This is a genomic window from Nocardia sp. CA-129566 (assembly GCF_050956075.1).
GTDB lineage: Bacteria > Actinomycetota > Actinomycetes > Mycobacteriales > Mycobacteriaceae > Nocardia.
The window spans coordinates 6,798,779-6,820,543 of record NZ_CP192085.1; the positions used below are offsets into that span (position 1 = coordinate 6,798,779).

A 21,765-nucleotide genomic window follows, 5' to 3' on the forward strand; every position below is an offset into this window, starting at 1 on the left:
CCCTGTGCTACACGTCTCGCGAGCGAGTGCAAGGATGGATCGCGGTACAAGAACCGCACAGATCTCCGGTGCCACGCACAATGATCGGTGGCTTTCGGGCTTTCGCCGCGACCCGTGGTGAGCGCCCGCAGTGAGATCAACTGTTGTAGAACCCGTCGAGCAGTCAGAGGAGTCAACGGACATGGCCTTCTCCGTCCAGATGCCCGCTCTTGGTGAGAGCGTCACCGAGGGAACGGTGACCAGGTGGCTGAAGCAGGAAGGAGACACGGTCGAGGTCGACGAGCCACTGCTCGAGGTCTCCACCGACAAGGTCGACACCGAGATCCCGTCCCCGGCGGCGGGTGTGTTGTCGAAGATCGTCGCGCAGGAAGACGATGTCGTCGAGGTCGGTGGTGAGCTCGGTGTGATCAGCGAAGCCGGTGAGGCGCCCGCGCCCGCCGCCGCACCCGCACCGGCAGCCGCGCCTGCACCCGCACCGGCCCCCGCGCCCGCCCCGGAACCGGCTCCCGCGCCGGTCGCCGCCGCGGCCCCTGCACCCGCACCCGCGGCGCCTGCCGCACCCGCCCCCGCCGCCGCGTCCGGCACCCCGGTCAAGATGCCGGAACTCGGTGAGTCGGTCACCGAGGGCACCGTCACCCGCTGGCTCAAGCAGGTCGGTGACCAGGTCGCCGTCGACGAGCCGCTGCTCGAGGTCTCCACCGACAAGGTCGACACCGAGATCCCCTCGCCCGTCGCGGGCACCCTGCTGGAGATCTCCGCGCAGGAAGACGATGTCGTCGCCGTGGGTGGACAGCTCGGCGTGATCGGCAGTGGCGCCCCCGCGGCCGCCGCACCGGCCCCCGCCCCCGCGGCCCCGGCGCCGGCAGCTCCCGCCCCGGCGCCCGCTCCCGCACCGGCCCCGGCGCCCGCCGCACCTGCTCCGGCACCCGCGGCCGCCGCACCGGCTCCCGCTCCCGCCGCACCGGCACCTGCCCCCGCGCCCAAGCCCGCTCCGGCTCCGGCTCCGGTCGCGACCGCTCCGGCTCAGGAGCCCTCCGGCAACGGCGCGACCCCGTACGTCACTCCGCTGGTTCGCAAGTTGGCCGAGGAGAACAGCGTCAACCTCGCCACCATCACCGGATCCGGTGTCGGTGGGCGCATCCGCAAGCAGGACGTGCTCGCCGCCGTGGAGGCCAGGCAGGCCCCCGCCGCCGCACCCGCCCCTGCCGCGGCCGCCGCACCGGCCGCGAAGGCTCCCGCGCCCGCCGTCCCGTCGCAGCTCGCGCATCTGCGCGGCACCGTGCAGAAGGCGAGCCGCATCCGGCAGATCACCGCGACCAAGACCAGGGAATCGCTGCAGACCACCGCGCAGCTGACCCAGGTGCACGAGGCGGATGTCACCAAGATCGCGGCCCTGCGCAGCCAGGCCAAGGCCGCGTTCAAGGACCGCGAGGGCGTCAACCTGACGTTCCTGCCGTTCTTCGCCAAGGCGGTCGTCGAGGCGCTCGGCGTGCACCCGAATGTGAACGCCAGCTACGACGAGGCCACCAAGGAGATCACCTACCACGCCTCGGTGCACCTCGGCATCGCCGTCGACACCGAGCAGGGTCTGCTCTCCCCGGTGATCCACAACGCCAGCGATCTGTCGCTGGCCGGACTGGCCCGCGCCATCGCCGATATCGCCAACCGCGCCCGCACCGGCGGCCTCAAGCCGGACGAGCTGGCCGGTGGCACCTTCACCATTACCAATATCGGCAGCCAGGGCGCGCTGTTCGACACCCCGATCCTGGTTCCGCCGCAGGCGGGCATGCTCGGCACGGGTGCGATCGTCAAGCGTCCGGTGGTGGTCACCGATGAGACCGGCAACGAGTCCATCGGCGTCCGGTCGATGTGCTACCTGCCGCTCACCTACGATCACCGCCTCATCGACGGCGCGGACGCCGGTCGCTTCCTGACCACGATCCGGCACCGGCTCGAGGAAGCGGCGTTCGACGCTGATCTCGGCCTGTAATCGGAAGGTCTTCTGTCCCGTATGAAGGTGGTGCTCGCCGGTTCGTCCGGGCTGATCGGAACGGCACTCGTCGCGGCATTGCGCCGCGACGGGCACGACGTCGCCCGATTGGTACGCCGTTCCCCCAACGCGCCGGACGAATACCGCTGGGATCCCGCTCGCGCCGATCTGGACGAGCGGGCCCTGCGGGGCGCCGACGCGGTGGTCAACCTCTGTGGGGCGAGCATCGGACGACGACGCTGGAACGGCAGCTACAAACAGGAGCTGCGCGACAGCCGAATCACCCCGACCGACGTACTGTCCAACGCGGTCGCCGCCGCGGGCGTGCCGGTGCTGGTGAATGCCAGCGGCGTGCACTACTACGGCGGCGCGACCGGCAATCGGGTGGTCGACGAAACCGCCCCGGCGGGAACGGGTTTCCTCGCCACCCTGTGCCGGGATTGGGAGGCCGCCACCAAACCCGCCGTCGACGCGGGCGCGCGCACGGTATTGCTGCGCAGTGCCGTGGTGCTGTCCCACGGCGGCGGCATGCTCGGCATGCTGCAGCCGCTGTACTCGCTCGGTCTCGGCGGCCGATTGGGTAACGGCCGCCAGTACACGCCGTGGATCTCGATGGCCGACGAGATCGGCGCGATCGTCTTCGCGATCACCAACGACAGCATTTCCGGGCCGGTCAACGCGGTCGGCCCGGCACCGGTCACCAATGCCGAATTCAATCGCGCGCTCGGCCGCGTTCTGCACCGGCCGACCCCATTTGTGGTGCCCGCGTTCGCATTGCGCGCGCTGATCGGCGAATTCGCCGACGAGGCGATCCTGCACGGGCCGCGGGCGATTCCGACTGTGCTGGAGGAAGCGGGTTATCCGTTCCAGCATCAGACCATCGGTGCCGCGCTCGCGGCCACCCTCGGGCACGATGGCGACCGATGAGGCCGGGGGCCGCAACAGGTGCGACACGGTGTCGACCGTGCAATCACCGGCCACGCTGATCCGATGCGCCCTCGATCCAGCGCCCTCAATGACCCAGCGCCGTAATGGAGTAGATCGATGACCGAGCTGGAAACCCGGCCTGCCATAGTCATTCGTGACGCGCACGAAGGCGATCTGCCGGAGCTCCTCGACATCCACAACGCGAATATCGCCACCTCCACCGCCATCTGGGACCACGAGCAGGTCGATCTCGACGATCGACTCGCCTGGTTCCGCGAGCGCACGGCCGCCGGATTACCCATCCTGGTCGCCGAAATCGAGGGTGCGGTCGCCGGTTACGCCAGCTACGGTCCGTGGCGGACCCGCTCGGGCTACCGCTTCACCGTGGAGAATTCGGTCTATGTCGCCGATCGTTTCCACCGCCGCGGCATTGCCAGCGCCTTGCTCACCGAATTGATCGAGCGCGCCCGCCGGACGGGCACGGTGCACGCCATGGTCGCCGCCATCGAATCCAGCAATACCGGTTCGATCGCACTGCACGAGCGCTTCGATTTCCGCACGGTCGGCGAACTGCCGGAAGTGGGCCGCAAATTCGGCCGCTGGATGGATCTGACCCTGATGCAGCTGACACTGCCGGTCGAGGGCGACTAACAGCGCCCCGGGCCTGATCGCCCGCAGTTATCGAATGGTTGCATGCGGTTTACAGGTCTGGTGCCCTGCTTACGAGAGACGCCGCCGTCTACCTGGGCCGCATCTCATGCAGAGGCGCGACAATCGCACCTCATGCCAAACCTGGCAACCCTGTGGCATCGCCCACACCAGGTTGGTTTATCGAATCGACACACTCGGCGTACCGTCAAGGACGTGAACGACACGCGCACCACCTGGTCCGCCAGATTCGATACGACCCCGATCGTGGTCGAGGATCTCGGACTCATCGATTACCACAGCGCCTGGGAACTGCAGCGGTCGATCGCCGCGCAGCGGGCCCAAGGCCAAGGAGCAGACCACCTGCTCCTGCTCGAGCATCCATCGGTCTACACGGCGGGCCGCCGCACCGAGGCCGAAGATCTGCCGATCGATGGCAGTCCGGTGGTGCAGGTCGATCGCGGCGGCAAGATCACCTGGCATGGGCCGGGCCAGCTCGTCGGCTATCCGATCGTGCGGCTGGCCGAGCCGGTGGATGTGGTCCAGTACGTGCGCAGGCTCGAAGAAGCTCTGATCACCGTGTGTACGGATCTCGGGCTCGACTGCGGCCGGGTCGAGGGCCGCTCCGGGGTCTGGCTGCCCGCCACCGAGCTCTACTCCGAGCGCAAGGTCGCCCAGATCGGCGTCCGGGTACAGCAGGGCGTCGCACTGCACGGCATCTCGCTCAACTGCAATTCCGCGCTCGACGGCTTCCAGGCGATCGTTCCGTGCGGCATCCGCGACGCCGGCGTCACCACGCTGACGCGCGAACTCGGTCGTGAGGTCACGGTGGCCGAAGTCAAGCCGCTCGTCGCCGCTGCGATCACGCGTGCGCTCAATGGCGAACTCCCGGTGACCGCGCGCGATATCGTCCGCGCCGCACCGGTTGTGGAGCCCGCGACCGCCGAATGAGTTGGCTGCTGTCACATTGCCCGACCGTGCGCGCGACAGTGACGGACTGCATCCGACGGCCGCGCACGGCAGGCGTAAGGTCGATCGAGTGACCTCAGCTTCAGCACCGGCAGGACGCAAACTGCTACGCATCGAGGCGCGCAACGCGGAGACCCCGATCGAGCGCAAGCCTCAATGGATTCGGACCCGAGCGAAGATGGGCCCCGAGTACACCGAACTCAAGGGCTTGGTGAAACGCGAGGGCCTGCACACGGTGTGTGAGGAGGCGGGCTGTCCCAATATCTTCGAATGCTGGGAAGACCGTGAGGCCACCTTCCTGATCGGTGGCGAGCAGTGCACCCGCCGCTGCGACTTCTGCCAGATCGACACCGGCAAACCCGCCGCACTCGATCGGGACGAGCCGCGCAGGGTCGCCGAGAGCGTCCAGGCAATGGGCCTGCGCTACTCCACCATCACCGGCGTCGCCCGCGACGATCTCGACGACGGCGGTGCCTGGCTCTACGCCGAAACCGTCCGTGCCATCAAGGCTTTGAACCCGAACACCGGCGTCGAACTGCTCATCCCGGACTTCAACGCGGTCCCCGAGCAGCTGGCCGAGGTCTTCTCCGCACGTCCGGAGGTACTCGCGCACAATCTGGAGACGGTGCCCCGCATCTTCAAGCGGATCCGTCCGGCGTTCCGCTACGAGCGCTCCCTCGCCGTACTCACCGCGGCCCGCGAAGACGGCCTGGTCACCAAGTCCAACCTGATCCTCGGCATGGGCGAAACCCCCGAAGAGGTCACCCAGGCAATGCGCGACCTGCACGAGGCGGGCTGCGACATCCTCACCATCACCCAATACCTGCGCCCCTCCCCCCGCCACCACCCGGTCGACCGCTGGGTCAAGCCGGAGGAGTTCGTCGAGCACTCCCGGATGGCCGAGGAAATCGGCTTCGCCGGCGTCATGGCCGGACCGCTGGTCCGCTCGTCCTACCGAGCGGGCCGCCTCTACGCCCAGGCCATGGCCCACCACGGCCGCGAAATCTCGCCCGCCATGGCCCATCTCGCCGCCGAAGGCACCGCCTCCCAAGAAGCCAGCTCCGTCCTGGCACGCTACGGCAGCTAGCTCGATCACAAAACGACTCGGGTCCTCGCACATGTGCGAGGACCCGCGTTGTTCGACGGCGATCGCCAGAGGCAGTCTCGCTAGCCAGCGGTCACAATCTGACCCGCGCTTGTGACCAGTCGGGGAAGCCCGCCGATGAATCAGTCGAGGATGGTTATCAGCACGGCGAACAGCGCCCATGCGATGAGTGCGGTGGTGATCACCGAGGTGATCCGCATCCAGACCAGTCCGGGCCACCGCGGGGGTGTCGGGCCGATCGCCCCGAGCATCCGGCCTGTCGCGCCCGGGCGGTAGTAGACCGGAGTCTGCTGTCCCGCGGCTACCGGAATCACGGTGTCCGCAGGTTGGATGTCGGAGGTCCACCACGGTAGACGAAGTGCCGGAAGAAGAAGTTGGGTCGGCGCGTGCGGACTTCGACATGATAGAGACCGGCCGCCGCGGGCAGATGCGTCCGGCCCCATGAGGTATCCGGTATTTCGTTGCCGTTCACCAAGATTCGCGGTCGGGCCGTCGTGAAGCCGGGCCCGACGATCCACCATCGGTAGTACTCGGCGTGGACGAGGATCCCCTGCTCGCCCGACCCCGGACAATAGGCCTCCACCGGATCGTGCGCGGTTCCGTATTTCAGCAGAAAACCGTGCGGGCCAACCGTATCCGGCGACGGCGTTGCGTACGGTGGCGTCATCCCGTATTGCTGCGGTACGGCAGCGAAATGCTGCGGCGCGGGCGCCGCATTCGGCTGGAATGCATTGTGCGGCATGGCCTCGGCGGGCCGGTACGGTTGTCGTCGAGCACCATCTTCACGAACGGCCGCGGAATCGCGCCGAAGCCGTCATCCGCGCTGCCGAGATAGGTGGCCGCCTCGAGCGACAAGGTCGAACTCTCCATGAGTGTTTTCACCTTCTCGGCGTGTGCCCGAACCTCGTCTGGATCTACCGAAACAGCGTCAGGGTTGCCCATGGTTACACCAGCCAAGATTTCCGGTTGTAGTGCGGACCGTCGCGCTGGACACCCCGAGGTTGTGCCGTCGTCCGGGTCCGGTTCATCCGGGGTGACGATCTGGTCGCGGTCGGGTTTGCGATTGCGCGACGGTGGCGCTGGCGACTCCCCTGGGGCCGGTGGCGTCGGCCCCGGTTGCGCCGAGAATCGCGCGGCGACGGGGTGGCGGCGGGCGGCGGGTAATTCTCGCGGTCTCGCTCGGCTCGGGAAAGCGGCGGGTAAAGCCCGCGACGATCGCGGCACCTGCCGGATCGTCGCCCACCGTGTCCCGAACGAGCTCGGCGACATCGGTGCGCAGCTTCGCCTGCGCCCGCCGCATACACGACATGATCTCGGCCGATACCGTCGCCGGATCCATGCCCTTGGTACCGATCGACAAAAGAGGATGTGCGAACCCGACCTGAACCGGGCATGCACGCCGCTCGACGCGCACCTGAACACACCGGATCGCCCGATCTGTGCACGCGAGGCGACCGCTGGTGGGAAGCTCGAAGGACCGTAGGTGTCGACCGAGAAAGCGAGACACATGGTCGAGAAAGCGAGTGCGTCCGCAGGGACCAACGGTAAGGCTGTGGCGGCGCAGCGGCCGGAGGACATCCGGAATGTGGTGCTGGTCGGACACAGCGGGTCGGGTAAGACCACGTTGGTAGAGGCGATGGCGCTGACGGCGGGCGCGGTCAATCGCGCGGGCCGGGTGGAGGACGGGACATCGCTATCGGATTACGACGAGATCGAGCATCGCCAGCACCGATCGGTGCAACTGTCGGTGGTGCCGATGGCGTGGCGCGGAATCAAGGTCAACCTGCTGGATACCCCCGGATACGCCGATTTCGTCGGTGAGCTGCGGGCGGGTCTGCGGGCGGCGGATGCGGCCCTGTTCGTCATCTCGGCGGCGGAGGGCGCGGAGGGTGTGAGCGGCGCGACGCGCGCACTGTGGGAGGAATGCGCGGCGGTCGGGATGCCGCGGGCGATCGTGATCACCCACCTCGATACCGCGCGCGCCGACTTCGACGAGATGACCGAGACCTGTCGCATCGTGCTCGGCGGCGGCTCCTCGGAAAATATCCTTCCGCTGCACCTTCCGGTGTACGGGCCGAAGGGGCCGGACGGGCACCGCCCGGTCACCGGTCTGGCCGAGCTGCTGCCGCACTGCGTGGCGGACTACTCCTCCGGGGAGGAGGTCGAGTGCGAGCCGTCTTCGGATCAGCTGCCGCTGCTCGAGGAGGCGCGCAACCGGCTCATCGAGGGCATTATCGCCGAGAGTGAAGACGAAACCCTGATGGAGCGCTACCTCGGCGGCGAGGAGATCGAGCTGGCCGCGGTGGTCGCGGACCTCGAACGCGCGGTCGCCCGGGGCAGCTTCCATCCCGTGCTGTTCGCCGCGCCCGCCCCGGAGGGCGCCAAGCAGGGCCTCGGCACTGTCGAACTGCTGGAGCTGATCATCGGCGGCTTCCCCACCCCGTCCGAGCACGCGGTTTCGGCGATCACTACCACCGACGGTTCCGCACCGACCCCCCTGCACTGCGATCCCGACGGCGCGCTGGCGGCCGAGGTGATCCGCACGGCGTCGGATCCGTATGTCGGGCGCGTCTCGCTGGTTCGCGTCTTCTCCGGCACCCTGCACCCCGACGATACGGTGCACGTCTGCGGTCACGGACTCGAGGACCGCGGCCATGAAAGCCATGACGTGGACGAGCGCATCGGCGCCATCACCGCGCCGTTCGGCAAACAGCAGCGCCCGCTCGGCCAGGCCATCGCCGGTGATATCGCGTACGTCACCAAGCTGAGTCGCGCGGAAACCGGCGACACCCTGTCCGCCACCGCCGCGCCGCTGCTGATCGAACCCTGGCGGATGCCGGATCCCCTGCTGCCCATCGCCATTCGCGCGCGCAGCAAGGCGGATGAGGACAAACTCTCCAGTGGTCTGTCCCGGCTGGCGGCCGAGGATCCAGCGGTGCGGCTGGAACAGAATCCCGATACCCATCAGATCGTGCTGTGGTGTCTGGGCGAGGCGCACCGCGATGTCGCGCTGGAGCGGTTGCGCACCAGGTTCGGCGTGCAGGTCGACGTGATCGATCACAAGGTCGCACTGCGGGAAACGTTCGCGGGCAAGGCAACCGGCAAGGGCAGGCACGTCAAACAGTCCGGCGGGCACGGGCAGTACGCGGTCTGCGAGATCGAAGTGGAGCCGCTGCCGGGCGGGTCGGGCATCGAATTCGTCGACCGCGTGGTGGGCGGAGTCGTTCCGCGGCAATTCATTCCGTCGGTGGAGAAGGGTGTGCGCGCCCAGGCCGCGCGCGGGGTGGCGGCCGGTTACCCGCTGGTCGATATGCGCGTCACCCTCTTCGACGGCAAGGCGCATTCGGTCGACTCTTCCGATGCCGCGTTCCAGACCGCTGGCGCGCTCGCCCTGCGTGAGGCCGCCGCTGCCGCGGGTATCGACCTGCTCGAGCCGATCGCCGAGGTGTGGGTGGTGGTCACCGACGATTACGTCGGTCCGGTGCTCAGCGATCTGTCCGGACGCCGCGGACGCGTACTGGGCACCGAACCGCACGGCACCGGCCGCACCCGCATCCATGCCGAGGTGCCCGAACTCGAACTCACCCGCTACGCCATAGATCTGCGCTCGCTCTCGCACGGCGCTGGTGACTTCACCCGCTCGTACGCGCGGCACGAACCGATGCCCAATGCGTTGGCGGGTTCGGTTCGCGAGCAGGCCAAGAAGACGGGCTGATCCCCCAGCGCCACAGGATATTTCGTTACCGTCGAAGGAGCCTGTTGATCAGTCCAGAGCGTTTCGTTGTCGACACCGAGCATTTCGGCAAGATCGTGATCACGCGGACCGACGAAAGAGTGGTCACCACACCGGTATTCGACGATGCCACCATGGTGACCATCGAGCGCATCGGCCCACGCACTCGCGAGCGCGTTCCCATCGGCACGCGCAACGCCAAACGGCTACGGGCATCGCTCAACGATCGCCCCATCCGATTGATCGTCGGCCCCGGACTCTTCTACCGCCGATCGACCTACCGAGCAATCGCCGAACTCGACGGCAAGGTTCTGCGGCTCCTGCCGACAAACCTGCACTCCAGCACATTGGTCCTCGAACAAAAGGACCAGGGCCATCATGCCCTGGGCGACTTCACACTGACCGGAACACACCACATCGACGTGACATGGGCGCCTCGTACGACACCACCCCCGGTTCACCACCCCACCGTAGAGGACGCACTCATCGCCTACGCCCTGGTAGCAGCCTTCGGCACCGGCGGCGTCTCCCTATCAGAACTCGTCCACATGCTGCTCCCGATCTGAACCTCAACGCTGCATAGGATGTGGTGAGCTCGCACAGGCTATAGAGCCTGTTGCCGAATTGGCGCGGTTTTTGGCCGTGACGCAGATCACGTGCCTATGTGGACGGCTGAGGCGCAATCATGCCTGCCGCTAGGTGATTTGGTCTGTCGCTGTGACGGCGGTGTGACGGCACAATCGCATGTTCGGCGAATTCGGCAACAGCCTCTATACGTTGTGCGCGATCGTGACTCGATATGCGGCAGCGCCAAGGTTGTGCGCTCTCGATGCTTACCTGTGGCTGAGTTGATCTGGAGCTGGGCGTGGTTCGGGCCCACCTCGTGGAATGGGGTGGGCCCGAGCTGTTTTCGCTAGCTGACCAGGTTCTTTCTGAGCTGTACGAGGGTGCCGCCATCGAGGCCGAGGCCCTGGGTCAGGAACTTTCCGAAGTCGCCGTAGGCCTGTTCCATTGCATCGATCGCGGTATCCAGGTACTGGTCACGAACCTCTTGCAGGGGGATGAGCAGATCGGGATTCTGCATCAGGCCGGCCTGCTTCACCTGGTCGCGCAGCTTGGCATCGGCGGCGGCCCGATATTGATTCGACAGCAGATAGTCCTGTCGCGCAGTTGATTCCGGTACTCCTACCGCCCGCAGCACGACATAGGTGAGCCAGCCGGTTCGATCCTTACCCGAGGTGCAGTGGTACAGCGTCGCGCGGTCGGTGGCTGCCAGATCCCGAATCGTCTGCCCGAACTTCGCGCGCGAATCCGCACTGAGGAAGCTCGTATAGACGCGGCCCATGATCTCCTCGGCCTTCCCGTTGCCCAGCAGCTGCTCCTGCTTCTGCGGGTCCCGTGACTGAATGGCCGCCATCATCTGCTGGAACAACCCGGTGTCATCGATCGGCCGGGCCACCGTCTGCACCCCGGCGGGCACCTTATCGGCGCCCATGAACTGCACTTCCGCGGGCGTCCGCAGATCGACGACCGCCTTCAGATTCAATCCACCGAGCTTCTGCACATCGGAGTCGGTCAATTTCTCCAACGAATCCGATCGAATGGCCTTGCCGGACTTGACCTTCGCACCGTCATACGTCCGATATCCGCCGATATCCCGAACATTGACCGCGCCCTGCAACTCGATCCGCGCCGCGACACTGTCCACCGTCGGCTCGGCAGTCGCCATCGGCGGCGCACCGGTGGCCGTCAACGCGAATGTCGCTAGGACAGAACCAATTAGAGCAATTACTGAATTCTTCATGGCGCGGGACAGTAGAGCCGTCTCCCCGCCCCCTGCTGACTTTCCCACCGATCCCGCCGCTACTACCCCGCTCACCGAGACCCGGATACCGCCCACCGAGACTTCCGCTACTCCCCTCGGCTATCGACGGGGCGAAGGATCTCTCCTCGACGGCCGATCGGGCGGTTCGAATAGCACCGGACGGCCTGCCACCAGATGCGGTGGCAGGCCGTGTTTTTCAGCTCGCCGCTTTCTTGACGAGCTCCCCGATCCGGGTCTCCGCGGCGGCGGTCAATGTGGTGAGAGCAAAGGCGGTCGGCCACATGGCGCCGTCGTCGAGGCTCGCCGAGTCGTTGAAGCCGAAGGTGGCGTACCGCGCCTTGAACTTCTCCGCCGACTGAAAGAAGCAGACGACCTTGCCGTCCCTGGCGTAGGAGGGCATGCCGTACCAGAGCTTCGGGCTGAGTTCGGGTGCGTTGGCCTTGACGATGGCGTGGATCCGTTCGGCCATGACGCGATCCGAATCCGCCATTTCGGCGATTTTCGCGAGCACATCGGACTCGCCGTCCGCCTTGGTTGCGCGGGCGCCGCGGCGTGCGGCCGTCTTGAGCTCCTGAGCGTGCTCCTTCATCGCGGCGCGCTCTTCTTCCGAGAATCCCACCGTGGACTTGCTCTTCGTGGTGCGGGTTGTGGCCATTGCGGTTCCTCCGTTGTGGTGTTGATCGTGATGTCGGATCGGCTGAAACGTTGGTGAGGGCTCACCGGTCCTGAAGCAGCCCCAGGACATTGCCGTCGGGATCGGTGACGGTGGCGACCAGGCGGCCTTCACCGACATCGCGCACCGGCTCCCGCACGGTGGCGCCCGCGGCGGTGACCTCGGCCAGCTTCGCCTCGATATCGGGCACGTGCCAGTACGCCACCGGTGCGGTCATGCCCTGCGGTCCACCGCCCGGCACCAGCCCGATGTGCTGACCCGCGACGTCGAAACCGACGTAGAAGGTTCCGTCGATCTGCGGTGGTGCACCGATCAGGGCGGTGTAGACCTCCTTGGCCGTCGCCAGGTCGGAGACGGGATGCAGGACGGTCTTGATTCCCCGGGCCTCGGCGGCGGTCATATGTACTCCTTCTGCGATGTGGTCCGGATCGTCTTGCGGCGATGAGAATTACGGTAGGCAGCGCGCGCAGGCACGACATCCGTGCCGAACACGGAAAGCACCACTGAGTGAGCACGGGTCGATGCCCGCACGGGCAACGGGACCGGTGCGTGAGAATGGGGACGTGTCAAAGCAGAAGGTGGCTGCCGCCGGGATCTCCGACCGCGAGTCCGAAGTTCTGACCCTGATCGGGCAACATCGAAGCAATGCCGAGATCGGCGCGCAGCTCTACATCTCGGTGCGCACCGTGGAGACCCATGTGTCCTCGCTGCTGCGCAAGGTCGGCGTCCCCGACCGCCGGGCGCTCGCCCAGCGCGCGGCCGAGCTCACCCGGGCCGAGCGCAGCGAGGCGGTGGCCGTCCTCCCCTCGCCATTGACATCGTTCGTCGGCCGGGCACGGGAGCGGGCCGCACTGCGTCAGGCCGTCGCGGCGCAGCGCCACGTGACCGCACTCGGCCCCGGCGGTGTCGGCAAAACCCGGCTGGCCTTGGCCGTTGCCGCGGATCTGGCGGGTGAATTCGCCGACGGCGCATGGTTCGTCGACCTGGTGCCGGTGACCGATCCGGCGATGACCGGATCTGCGGTGGCCCGTGCGCTCGGCCTCGGCGAACAACAGGGCCGCAGCCTCGACGACTCGGTGCTGACCGCCCTCGCCGATCGCCACACCCTGCTCATCCTGGACAACTGTGAGCACCTGCGCGAGGGCGCGGCACCGTTCATCGAGCGCCTGCTCGCGCACTGCCCGCGCGTGACCGTACTGGCGACCAGCCGGGCTCGGCTCATGGTGCCCTTCGAGCAGGTCTATGCCGTGCCACCGCTATCTCTCGGCGACGATGCCGCCACCGCGGATGCGATCGCGTTGTTCCTGGACCGAGCGGCCGCCCTTGGCTGGCCCATCGAATCGGAGCAATTGGATCAGGTCACCGAGGTCTGCCAGCGGCTCGACGGTCTGGCGCTGCCGATCGAACTCGCGGCTGCCCGGCTGCCCACCCTCGGACTCGACGGTCTCACCGCGAGTCTCGCCGATCCGCTGCGGCTCCTGGTCGGTGGACGCCGTGCCGACGACCGGCACCGATCCGTGCGGGCCATGCTCGACTGGAGCCAGGCCCTGCTGACCACCTCGGACCGGTGCCTGCTCCGACGCGTCTCGGTCTTCGTCGCACCGTTCACCGCCGCCGACGCCGCCGAGGTGGCCGGGTATCCGCCGCTGGCAGCGAACGCGGTCGCCGACGGTCTGGCCCGGCTCGCCGAGCAGAGCCTGCTCACCGCCGCGCCGTCCGCGGGCGGCACCCGCTACCGGGCCCTGGAGACGATCCGCCAGTACGAGACGGAGCAACTCCTCGAGACCGGCGAGCTGTCCGAAGTGCTCGCGCGCCACCTGCATTGGTGCTCGAAGACCGCCGCGGCGCTGACCGGGGACCTGACGACCGCCACCGACTGGCGCACCCAATTCGACGCGGCCGTCGACGATATCCGGGCAGCCCTGGCCTGGGCGGCCGAACAATCCGAATTTCGTGCCGCCGCACACGATCTGGCCTTGTCCCTGGCCCGACTGACCTTCACCCGGAATCTGGTCGGCGAGTCCCAGCAGCGATACGAGCAGGCGGCAGCGCTAGCCGATGACCCGCTCGCCGCCGCATCCGCGCTGCGGCACGCCGCCGAGGTCGCCGGATGTCGGATGCGCGGTGCGGACATGTATCGCCTTTACCGCAGCGCCGCAGACATCGCACGCAGCGCCGGTGACACCGCAAGGGCCGCCCGCGACCTCGCCACGGCCGCTATCACCGTATACCGGATGTCGGAGGCCTTCCCCGAACCGCCGCCGTCGAATGCGGCCGCGGCGCTGCTGTCCGAGGCCCGCGAGTTGGCCGACGACGACCCGGCCGCCCTGGCCGCGATCGCCCTTGCCGAGTGCGGAGTGCTCGCCCAGACTGCCGATTCCGCGCCGGAAGCTCTTGTGCCCGAGCCGATTACGCTCGCCGAGCGGGCGGTCGACCTGGCCTACCGAACCGGCGATCCGCTGGCCAAGAGCGCGGCGCTGGACGCGCTCGCCGCCGCCCAGTGCTGGGCGGGCGATACCTTCGCCACCGCGGCGACGACCCAGCGGCGCGTCGAGTTGCTCGCCGCGATTCCGGTGACGCCGGCCAGCGCGCTCGAACGGGTCAATGCGCTCGCCGAGGCATCCGATACCGGTATCGGCGTGGGCGACCTGGCTGGGGCCCGCCGTTGGGCCGAACAACTTCGCGACCTGCCCTTGCTGGCCGAACGAGGTGACTTCGCCACCTCGCGGCTGGTGGTGGCCGATGCACTCGCTGGCTATGCCGACAACGTCCTCGCCGGCAGTAGGCGATTCCTCGACGCGTGGCAGCTCTCCGGTCGCCTGCACGCACCCAACCTCGGCATGGCGGCGGCCGCGGTGGCCATGATCCACGGCCTGCGCGGTGACGACGACGCGCGAGCCGAATGGCTGGCCATCATCGACGACCTCGGTGTGGCGCCCGACCAGAAGGCTGCCTACAGCGCCGTTTTCGACGCCATCGTCCTGCTCCACCACGGACAACCCGATCGTGCCCTGGCGGGCCTCGCGGCCGACCCCGACGAGATGGACGTGCAGGTCATCTGGATCTGGCGCCACTGGTACCTCGCACTCCGTGCCGAAGCAGCCGTCCGCGCCGCTCATCCGAATGCCCGCGACTACCTCACCACGGCTCGAACCGCAGTGTCCGGCAACCCGATCGCCACCGCCCTGGTCGACCGAGCCGCAGCCCTGCTCGACAACGCCCCCGAACGCCTTTCCGCCACCGCGAGTGCATTCGAAACCGCTCACTGCCCCTACCAGCGAGCCCGAACCCTGAGCCTCATGGGCGACCACTCCGCCGCGGCCGCCCTCACGAACCTCGGCCTCACCGCGCCGACGCCGTAGCGGTTGCGTGAACCCGTACACATCAGGACACTTTGCGTCGCAATAGCTCTCGCTTGGCGTGCGGTTTGCGGGACTGCCGCGCGCTCGATAAGAGGGCCGGTCGGCTATCGACGTACCGATCGACGCCTGCCAATATAAGACACTCGAAACCGATTACCGGACAGCACCTCAACCCGCAGTAGATACACCGATCGAATTGGACGCTTACATCCAGAATCCTTCGCCACATGGAATTCGTTGAGCCGCTGGAAAGTCGCTCGTTCATTTTTGCGACCGATTGCTCGGTAGCGGGGCCGCGACTGTACCTCCTCGATCCAAGGACCAAAGGGACACCGCGGTAAATGCGGAAACGAGCGAGGCCGCCTCAGGGGCGTCTGGGCGCGATATTGTCCGATCCGCAGCGATATCGGTCGTGCCCTCCAGGCTCGGCAAATAGGCATTGTAGGCCGCCAGCCCCGGTATTCCCGCTATAGCCAGTACGCCGGTCCGGCTCGGAGATCGTTTACGTCGGCGATCGGATCGACAACGACGTGGCTCCGGCCGAGCACGTTGGAATGCGGACCGCCTATCTGCGCCGCGGCCCTTGGGGTTGGATCCACCGGGACGAGCCAGAGGTCGCTGAGCTGTCGGACTGGCAGATCAGCGACCTTGATGAGTTTCCAGGAATCGCCGAGAACAATCCGGTCCAAACCCACGGACCGCAATGAAAACGCACATGTACAAGGTCGGTGAGCCCGGCGTACCGTCGAGTTTGTGAGCAGTGGCGCCATGCCGGCGGCAGCGGTGGAGGGCTCGGATCTGTGGGCCCGGGTATTCGCGGCGCTGTATGACCCCCTGCTGTGGATGGGCGAGAGGGCGGGTATGGGCGCTCGCCGACGGAATTTGCTCGGCCGTGCGAGGGGACGGACTGTCGAACTCGGCAGTGGTACCGGTCTCAACCTGGAGTACTACCCTGACGGTCTCGACGAGCTGATCCTGACCGAACCGGAGCCCGCGATGCGTGAGCGCTTGGCGCGGAGGCTGCGTCGCAGTCGACGTAGGGCGCGTGTGCTCGACGCATCGGCGGAACGACTGCCGTTCGCGGATGAAACCGTGGATACGGTCGTCTCAACGCTCGTGTTGTGTACAGTCGACGACCCTGATCGGGTGTTGCGGGAGATCGGGCGCGTGTTGCGCCCCCGCGGCCAGCTGCTGTTTCTCGAGCATGTGCGTTCCGAGTCGCCGCGACTCGCCTCTTGGCAAGACCGCCTCGCCGGCCCGTGGCGCCGATTCGCGGAGGGCTGCCACTGCAACCGTGCCACCCTCGAGCTGATCCGGGCGTGCGGGCTGAAGCTCGAAGACGTACAGGAAGCGTCGTGGCGGGGAGAGCCCCCGATTGTTCGACCGCTGATCATGGGTGCGGCGACCAAAAGCGGTATCTGAGGACCTTGGTTCCACGGTAATGATCTCGAAGGCCAACTGATCGGACTCGGCGACCCGGCCTGCACCGCAGACACGGGAAACAGGAATGCAGTGACTTCGAACTGCGTGTGGCGCGCTACACGCCATTGAATTCGACACCGCTTAAGGTCTGACTCGGTCCGCCCATCAGGGGCAGTTGAGTGGAGGGATTCGAAGGATGAAGTTCGAGAAAATCACTGCTGCCGTTTTCATCGTCATCTCGGCCGTGGGTGTCACTGCGGCAACCGCCCATGCAGAGCCGGCCGTAACGGAGCAGCCGACCGTGGTGACTGCGGAGGGCACGACTTCCGGTGTGGATCACGGAATCAACTACCAGATCACCATTTCGCCGGTCGACAGGGTCGTTACCACCACCGTCGAGAATGGCAAGTTCGAGATCGCGCAGAACGGTGCGGTGGTGCTCGAGTCCGGCGACGGAGCGGCGCTGACCGAAGTGCCGGAATCGTACGCCGTCGACGGGCGTTCGATCGCGATTGCGCAGCACGTCGGCGCGGACGGCCGCACCCTGACATCGACCCCGACGGCAGAAGATATTGCCCAGCTGAAGGACATCAGCTCCTACGACCGGCTCAAGGAGCAGATCAACAAGAACCTGCCCGGCGTCGTCGGCGGTGCCATCGTGGGCGGCATCCTCGGGGCGTGTCTGCCCCTGATATGGGGGATCAGCATTCCCGTGGGTGCGCTGATCGGTGGAACCGTCGGCGGATACGTCATGGGCGGCCCGGAGTTTTTCGAAGCCGTACAGGCGGTCGCCACCGGCCAGCCGTGAGCACGGGCAGGTGAAATAGCGGCCGACTGGTCGGGGGGTCGAGGAGCTGTTCGACCTCGACGAGGCCGTGTAACCAATCTCATGAGATGGCACAGCTAGATGTGCCATCTCATGAGATTGGTGTCAGCGGACGGCAACGCCACCACCTTGGACACCTACGGCACCGGTGGCCGGATACGGACGAGTCCACCCGCCCGGTGATCGCGGCTGTGATCACTGAGCGGATGGACTCGATTCCGTCTACTGCGTACCCACTGCGTGCGCCAGGCCCGAATCAGACCTGAACACGCAGGTCAGGCTTACACGTCGAAGTAGAGCTCGAACTCGTACGGGTGCGGACGCAGGTTCACGGGCGCGATTTCGTTTTCGCGCTTGAGGCTGATCCAGGTCTCGATGAGGTCCGGGGTGAAGACGTTGCCTTCGGTCAGGTAGTCGTGATCCTGCTCGAGGCGGTCGATGACCGAGGCCAGGCTGGTGGGGGCCTGCGGGATGCCCTTGGCCTCCTCCGGCGGGAGCTCGTAGAGGTCCTTGTCGACCGGGGCCTTCGGCTCGATCTTCTTCTTGATGCCGTCCAGACCGGCCATCATCATGGCGGCGAAGGCCAGGTACGGGTTACCCGAGGAGTCGGGAGCGCGGAACTCGATGCGCTTGGCCTTCGGGTTGTTGCCGGTGACCGGGATGCGGACCGCGGCGGAGCGGTTGCGCTGCGAGTACACCAGGTTGATCGGCGCCTCGTAGCCCGGAACCAGGCGGTGGTAGGAGTTCACGGTCGGGTTGGTGAACGCCAGCAGCGACGGCGCGTGGTGCAGGATGCCGCCGATGTAGTGACGCGCCAGATCCGACAGGCCCGCGTAACCGGACTCATCGTGGAACAGCGGCTTGCCGTCCTTCCACAGCGACTGGTGCACGTGCATGCCCGAGCCGTTGTCACCGAAGAGCGGCTTCGGCATGAAGGTGACGGTCTTGCCCTCGGCCCACGCGGTGTTCTTGACGATGTACTTGAACAGCTGCAGATCGTCGGCCGCGTGCAGCAGGGTGTTGAACCGGTAGTTGATCTCGGCCTGGCCCGCGGTGCCGACCTCGTGGTGGCCGCGCTCGAGCTCGAAGCCCGCGTTCTGCAGGTTGGTCGAGATCTTGTCGCGCAGGTCGACGTAGTGGTCGTACGGGGCGACCGGGAAGTAACCACCCTTGTTGCGGACCTTGTAGCCGCGGTTGCGGGTGCCGTCCGGGTTGAACTCCTTACCGGTGTTCCAGGAGCCCGAGATCGACTCGATCTCGTAGAAGGCGCCGTTCATGCCCGAGTCGTAGCGGATCGAGTCGAAGATGTAGAACTCCGCCTCGGGGCCGAAGTACGCGGTGTCGGCGATGCCGGTCGACCGCAGGTACTCCTCCGCCTTGCGCGCGACGTTACGCGGGTCACGGCTGTAGGCCTCGCGGGTGAACGGATCGTGCACGAAGAAGTTGAGGTTCAGCGTCTTGGCGGCGCGGAACGGGTCCAGACGCGCGGTGCTGTAGTCGGGGAGCAGCAGCATGTCCGACTCGTCGATGGACTGGAAGCCACGGACGGAGGAGCCGTCGAACGCTAGCCCTTCCTCAGCGAGGTCAGCGGTGAAAGCCTTCGCGGGGATCGAGAAGTGCTGCTGCACACCCGGAAGATCACTGAAGCGGATGTCGACGTATTCGACTTCCTCTTCCTTGATGTACTTGATGACCTCGTCGGCCGTGCTGAACGTCACTTGTTCTCCTTACGGATCGGTTCCCAGCCAGTGTCGATTGCATGGGTTCGTCGCGTCCAGACGGTATGGACGCGGTGTTTCCCAGTAATCAAGGCTGTGTTTCGCCAGTGTTACACGTGCGGCTGGACAGGTGGTGAAAGCCAACCGGGCTCGAACAGCATGGTAGTCCTGCCATCATCGGCGCTGCTCACCGAGGTCAGCTCCGATTAATGCGGTGTCCTACAACCGGTCGTAGGGGCCTATTCTGGGGTGCATGGCACGCATCAGCGGATCCTGGCTCTCCGGACCTTCGGCGGACCCGGGCGATCCGGCAACCCCCGAGTTCCCCGGCCAGAATCTCGGCCTGCCGCGCGCGGGCGCGGGTTCGCTCGTCGGCATGTTGCGGCGCATCGTCGCGCTGGTGGTGGACTGGTTCATCGCGCTCGGCATCACCGCGATCATCGTCCGGCCCAATCCGGACAAGATCATCGCCGGAATGGATATCCCCGCCGGGAAGCCGCGCCCCACCGACTTCGAAGTGATCGTGAGCGCGCTCACCACGCCGAACCTGCTCGTGTGGTTCGTCATCGGCGTCGTCGCGGTGTCGTTGTTCGGCTTCACCCCCGGTCAGTACTTCCTGCGCCTGCGGGTGATCCGCGTCGATGCCCCGGTGGCCGTCGGTTTCGTGCGGGCGCTGGCCCGGCAGGTGCTGCTGGTCTTCGTGGTCCCGGCCCTGTTCACCGACGGCGACGGCCGCGGTATGCACGACCGCGCCACCGGTACCGCCGTCGTCCGCTCGCGATAGCCCGCCCGCACGAACCTTCCGACAGCAAAAAGACCCGACTTTCATCGGGACGACGGCTGGGGCACTGCCCGTTAGGCTCCGGCGGTGTCTCTGAATCCGGCCATGCTGGCGCTGCGCCTACTGCTCGAACTCACCGCCATTTCCTCCTTCGGAATCTGCGGATGGCGGGCATTCGACTCACCATGGCGCTTCATCCTGGTGGTGGTGCTGCCGGTCGCCGCCGCCGCGCTGTGGGGAACCTTCGCCGTTCCCGGCGATCCGAGCCGCAGCGGTGCGGCACCGGTCGCGGTGCCGGGACCGGTGCGGCTGGTGGTCGAACTGATCGTCCTGTTCGGCGCGGCGGCCGCGCTGTGGATCGCCGGGCTGCCCCAGTGGGCGCTGATCTGCACCGCGGTGCTGGTGATCTACCACGCACTCGCGTACGACAGGATCGCCTGGCTGCTCACCACCGCCCCGGCGGCCTGACGGAAAAGGCCCGCATCCCAAGTCGAGGGATGCGGGCCTGTGGCATCGAATCAGCGCCGACGGATGGTGCGTTGCACACCGCGCATCTTGGCGCCGGCGGGCATCGGGCCCTTGGGCAGTGCGGGGCCGCTGCGCGAGCTCAGCGCGGTGAGGCGGCCCTCGATGAGGTCCATGCGCTTGGTGTCGATATTGCGGGGCAGCTTGGTGAGGTGCTTCTGCAACTCCTTGAGCGGGATCTGGCCCTCGTCATTGCCGATGATGATGTCGTAGATCGGGGTGTCGCCGATGAGCCGGGCGGTGCGCTTCTTCTCCTGGGCCAGCAGCGATTTCAGCCGCTGCGGGGCACCCTCGCCGATCAGGATGACGCCCGGCAGGCCGATCACCCGGTGCACCGCGTCGAGCTGGGTGGTCGCGGCGACGCCATTGCTGACCCGCCACTTGCCCTGCAGATTCTCCAGCACCCACGCCGCCGCGCCCGCTTGGCCCTCGGCCTTGGCATAGACGTTGCGTTGCACCCGACGCCCGAAGATGATGAACGCGACCAGCACGCCGAGCAGCAGACCGAGCGGCAGTAGGAACCACTGCAGCCCGAAGAACAGGCCGATCACCAGGAAAACGGCGGTGATGCCGACGACGGCGCCGATCATCAAAGGCAGCAGCAGCTTGTCTTCCTTGCGCTGCATCTGGAAGGCCTGCCAGAGCTGCTGGCGGCGTTCTTTCGACTGCTGCTTGCGCGCCGCCTTAGCCGCGGCCTTCGCTTCCTTCGACGGCGTGCCGCCCTTGCCTACTGCCATGGTTCACAGGATAGTGCCACGTCGGGCGGGTCTCCCCACCGCGTCAGTGCACGCCGCGGTGCGCGATCGGCCCCAGTGCGGTGAGGTCCAGATCACCGGAGGTCTCGGTCCAGCCCATGGCGCGCAGCTCCACCGGGGTGCCGACGCCGAGCGCGTCGCGCAGGCCGATGGCGACCGAGCCGGCGAGTCCGACCAGGGTGTCCATCGAAAGGGGCCACAGCAGGGTGCGGGTCCAGTTGTCGATCCCGCGCCGCGCGACCGGTTCGTGCCAGCCGAGATCGCGCAGGGTGTGCTCAGCGGTCGGCGAGATGGGCTGGGTGAGATAGGAATTGCCGGCCAGTTCGACGGACAGCTTGATGTCGTATTGCACGAATTGGACGTATTTATTGCCGGGCGCGGCGATGATCAGCGTTGCTCGGGAAGGTAGTTCGGATAGGCATTGCGCCAGTGCCCGCACGAATCTGTCCCAATCCGTGGTCACCGGCTCACTCATACTTCCCCCGGGGACGCGCACCGGCCCGATC

At 66.9% G+C, this 21,765-nt stretch carries 23 protein-coding genes; 13 read left to right on the top strand and 10 right to left on the bottom strand.

From position 1 onward, the window contains the following. Positions 1–181 precede the first annotated feature (181 nt). The 5 genes from sucB to lipA all read left to right on the top strand — a co-directional run bounded on the left by sucB (position 182) and on the right by lipA (position 5,621). A complete protein-coding gene (gene sucB / locus ACQP0C_RS29900) occupies positions 182–1,990 on the top strand; it encodes a 2-oxoglutarate dehydrogenase, E2 component, dihydrolipoamide succinyltransferase (protein WP_433725282.1) in 1,809 nt (602 codons plus the stop codon). 21 nt (positions 1,991–2,011) lie between these two features. Continuing rightward, positions 2,012–2,917: a TIGR01777 family oxidoreductase gene (locus ACQP0C_RS29905; protein WP_433725284.1), complete on the top strand. Its 906-nt coding sequence runs from the start codon at positions 2,012–2,014 to the stop codon at positions 2,915–2,917. A 117-nt stretch (positions 2,918–3,034) separates the two neighbouring features. Further along, complete coding sequence (locus ACQP0C_RS29910; RefSeq protein ID WP_433725286.1) at positions 3,035–3,568, top strand: N-acetyltransferase family protein; 534 nt, start codon at positions 3,035–3,037, stop codon at positions 3,566–3,568. Between the two features lie 213 nt (positions 3,569–3,781). Beyond that, positions 3,782–4,516: a lipoyl(octanoyl) transferase LipB gene (gene lipB / locus ACQP0C_RS29915; RefSeq protein WP_433725288.1), complete on the top strand. Its 735-nt coding sequence runs from the start codon at positions 3,782–3,784 to the stop codon at positions 4,514–4,516. A gap of 88 nt (positions 4,517–4,604) precedes the next feature. After that, positions 4,605–5,621: a lipoyl synthase gene (lipA, locus tag ACQP0C_RS29920; protein ID WP_433725290.1), complete on the top strand. Its 1,017-nt coding sequence runs from the start codon at positions 4,605–4,607 to the stop codon at positions 5,619–5,621. A 140-nt stretch (positions 5,622–5,761) separates the two neighbouring features. Here the strand turns inward: lipA and ACQP0C_RS29925 are convergent, their stop codons facing one another. From ACQP0C_RS29925 to ACQP0C_RS29940, 4 genes are all read right to left on the bottom strand, one after another. Continuing rightward, complete coding sequence (locus ACQP0C_RS29925; protein ID WP_433725292.1) at positions 5,762–5,953, bottom strand: hypothetical protein; 192 nt, start codon at positions 5,951–5,953, stop codon at positions 5,762–5,764. Further along, complete coding sequence (locus ACQP0C_RS29930) at positions 5,950–6,306, bottom strand: hypothetical protein (protein ID WP_433725294.1); 357 nt, start codon at positions 6,304–6,306, stop codon at positions 5,950–5,952. The genes ACQP0C_RS29925 and ACQP0C_RS29930 overlap by 4 nt, the downstream gene beginning before the upstream one ends. Further along, positions 6,303–6,509, bottom strand: a complete 207-nt coding sequence (locus tag ACQP0C_RS29935) for a hypothetical protein (protein WP_433725296.1) — start codon at positions 6,507–6,509, stop codon at positions 6,303–6,305. The genes ACQP0C_RS29930 and ACQP0C_RS29935 overlap by 4 nt, the downstream gene beginning before the upstream one ends. 154 nt (positions 6,510–6,663) lie before the next feature. Next, the gene (locus tag ACQP0C_RS29940; RefSeq protein ID WP_433725298.1) at positions 6,664–6,999 is read right to left on the bottom strand and encodes a hypothetical protein; all 336 of its coding nucleotides are present in this window, start codon (positions 6,997–6,999) and stop codon (positions 6,664–6,666) included. A 147-nt stretch (positions 7,000–7,146) separates the two neighbouring features. Between ACQP0C_RS29940 and ACQP0C_RS29945 the strand changes: the two genes are divergently transcribed. Together ACQP0C_RS29945 and ACQP0C_RS29950 are read left to right on the top strand one after the other, a co-directional pair. Further along, positions 7,147–9,354, top strand: coding sequence for an elongation factor G-like protein EF-G2 (locus ACQP0C_RS29945; protein ID WP_433725299.1), 2,208 nt, complete (start codon positions 7,147–7,149; stop codon positions 9,352–9,354). 44 nt (positions 9,355–9,398) lie between these two features. After that, positions 9,399–9,938 carry a hypothetical protein gene (locus ACQP0C_RS29950; RefSeq protein ID WP_433725301.1) on the top strand — a complete coding sequence of 180 codons (540 nt, stop codon included), beginning with the start codon at positions 9,399–9,401 and terminating at the stop codon, positions 9,936–9,938. Positions 9,939–10,285: 347 nt separating this feature from the next. Here ACQP0C_RS29950 and ACQP0C_RS29955 read toward each other — a convergent pair whose 3' ends face one another. The 3 genes from ACQP0C_RS29955 to ACQP0C_RS29965 form a co-directional block, all read right to left on the bottom strand. Further along, positions 10,286–11,101 carry a tyrosine-protein phosphatase gene (locus ACQP0C_RS29955; protein WP_433725303.1) on the bottom strand — a complete coding sequence of 272 codons (816 nt, stop codon included), beginning with the start codon at positions 11,099–11,101 and terminating at the stop codon, positions 10,286–10,288. Between the two features lie 292 nt (positions 11,102–11,393). Next, positions 11,394–11,852, bottom strand: a complete 459-nt coding sequence (locus ACQP0C_RS29960; RefSeq protein ID WP_433725305.1) for an iron chaperone — start codon at positions 11,850–11,852, stop codon at positions 11,394–11,396. A gap of 61 nt (positions 11,853–11,913) precedes the next feature. Then, positions 11,914–12,270, bottom strand: coding sequence for a VOC family protein (locus ACQP0C_RS29965; protein ID WP_433725307.1), 357 nt, complete (start codon positions 12,268–12,270; stop codon positions 11,914–11,916). A gap of 163 nt (positions 12,271–12,433) precedes the next feature. On the opposite strand from ACQP0C_RS29965, the gene ACQP0C_RS29970 reads away from it, so the two are divergent. The 4 genes from ACQP0C_RS29970 (at position 12,434) to ACQP0C_RS29985 (ending at position 17,462) form a co-directional block, all read left to right on the top strand. Beyond that, on the top strand, positions 12,434–15,232 hold the full coding sequence (locus ACQP0C_RS29970) for a LuxR C-terminal-related transcriptional regulator (protein WP_433725309.1): 2,799 nt from the start codon (positions 12,434–12,436) through the stop codon (positions 15,230–15,232). 497 nt (positions 15,233–15,729) lie between these two features. Continuing rightward, entirely contained in the window at positions 15,730–15,939 is a 210-nt protein-coding gene (locus ACQP0C_RS29975; protein WP_433734703.1) for a hypothetical protein, read from the top strand. 46 nt (positions 15,940–15,985) lie between these two features. Then, a complete protein-coding gene (locus tag ACQP0C_RS29980; RefSeq protein WP_433725311.1) occupies positions 15,986–16,654 on the top strand; it encodes a class I SAM-dependent methyltransferase in 669 nt (222 codons plus the stop codon). A gap of 196 nt (positions 16,655–16,850) precedes the next feature. Then, positions 16,851–17,462 (top strand): hypothetical protein, encoded by a 612-nt coding sequence (locus tag ACQP0C_RS29985; protein WP_433725313.1) that lies wholly within the window; start codon positions 16,851–16,853, stop codon positions 17,460–17,462. Positions 17,463–17,761: 299 nt separating this feature from the next. On the opposite strand, the gene glnA is transcribed toward ACQP0C_RS29985, so the two are convergent. After that, positions 17,762–19,198, bottom strand: coding sequence for a type I glutamate--ammonia ligase (glnA, locus tag ACQP0C_RS29990; protein ID WP_433679614.1), 1,437 nt, complete (start codon positions 19,196–19,198; stop codon positions 17,762–17,764). Positions 19,199–19,451: 253 nt separating this feature from the next. Between glnA and ACQP0C_RS29995 the strand changes: the two genes are divergently transcribed. Then, positions 19,452–19,982 carry an RDD family protein gene (locus ACQP0C_RS29995; RefSeq protein WP_433725315.1) on the top strand — a complete coding sequence of 177 codons (531 nt, stop codon included), beginning with the start codon at positions 19,452–19,454 and terminating at the stop codon, positions 19,980–19,982. Positions 19,983–20,066: 84 nt separating this feature from the next. Further along, positions 20,067–20,447, top strand: a complete 381-nt coding sequence (locus tag ACQP0C_RS30000; protein ID WP_433725317.1) for a YrdB family protein — start codon at positions 20,067–20,069, stop codon at positions 20,445–20,447. Between the two features lie 50 nt (positions 20,448–20,497). On the opposite strand, the gene ACQP0C_RS30005 is transcribed toward ACQP0C_RS30000, so the two are convergent. Continuing rightward, positions 20,498–21,241, bottom strand: a complete 744-nt coding sequence (locus ACQP0C_RS30005; protein WP_433725319.1) for a DUF4191 domain-containing protein — start codon at positions 21,239–21,241, stop codon at positions 20,498–20,500. Between the two features lie 43 nt (positions 21,242–21,284). Continuing rightward, positions 21,285–21,734 carry a TY-Chap domain-containing protein gene (locus tag ACQP0C_RS30010; protein WP_433725321.1) on the bottom strand — a complete coding sequence of 150 codons (450 nt, stop codon included), beginning with the start codon at positions 21,732–21,734 and terminating at the stop codon, positions 21,285–21,287. Positions 21,735–21,765 lie beyond the last annotated feature (31 nt).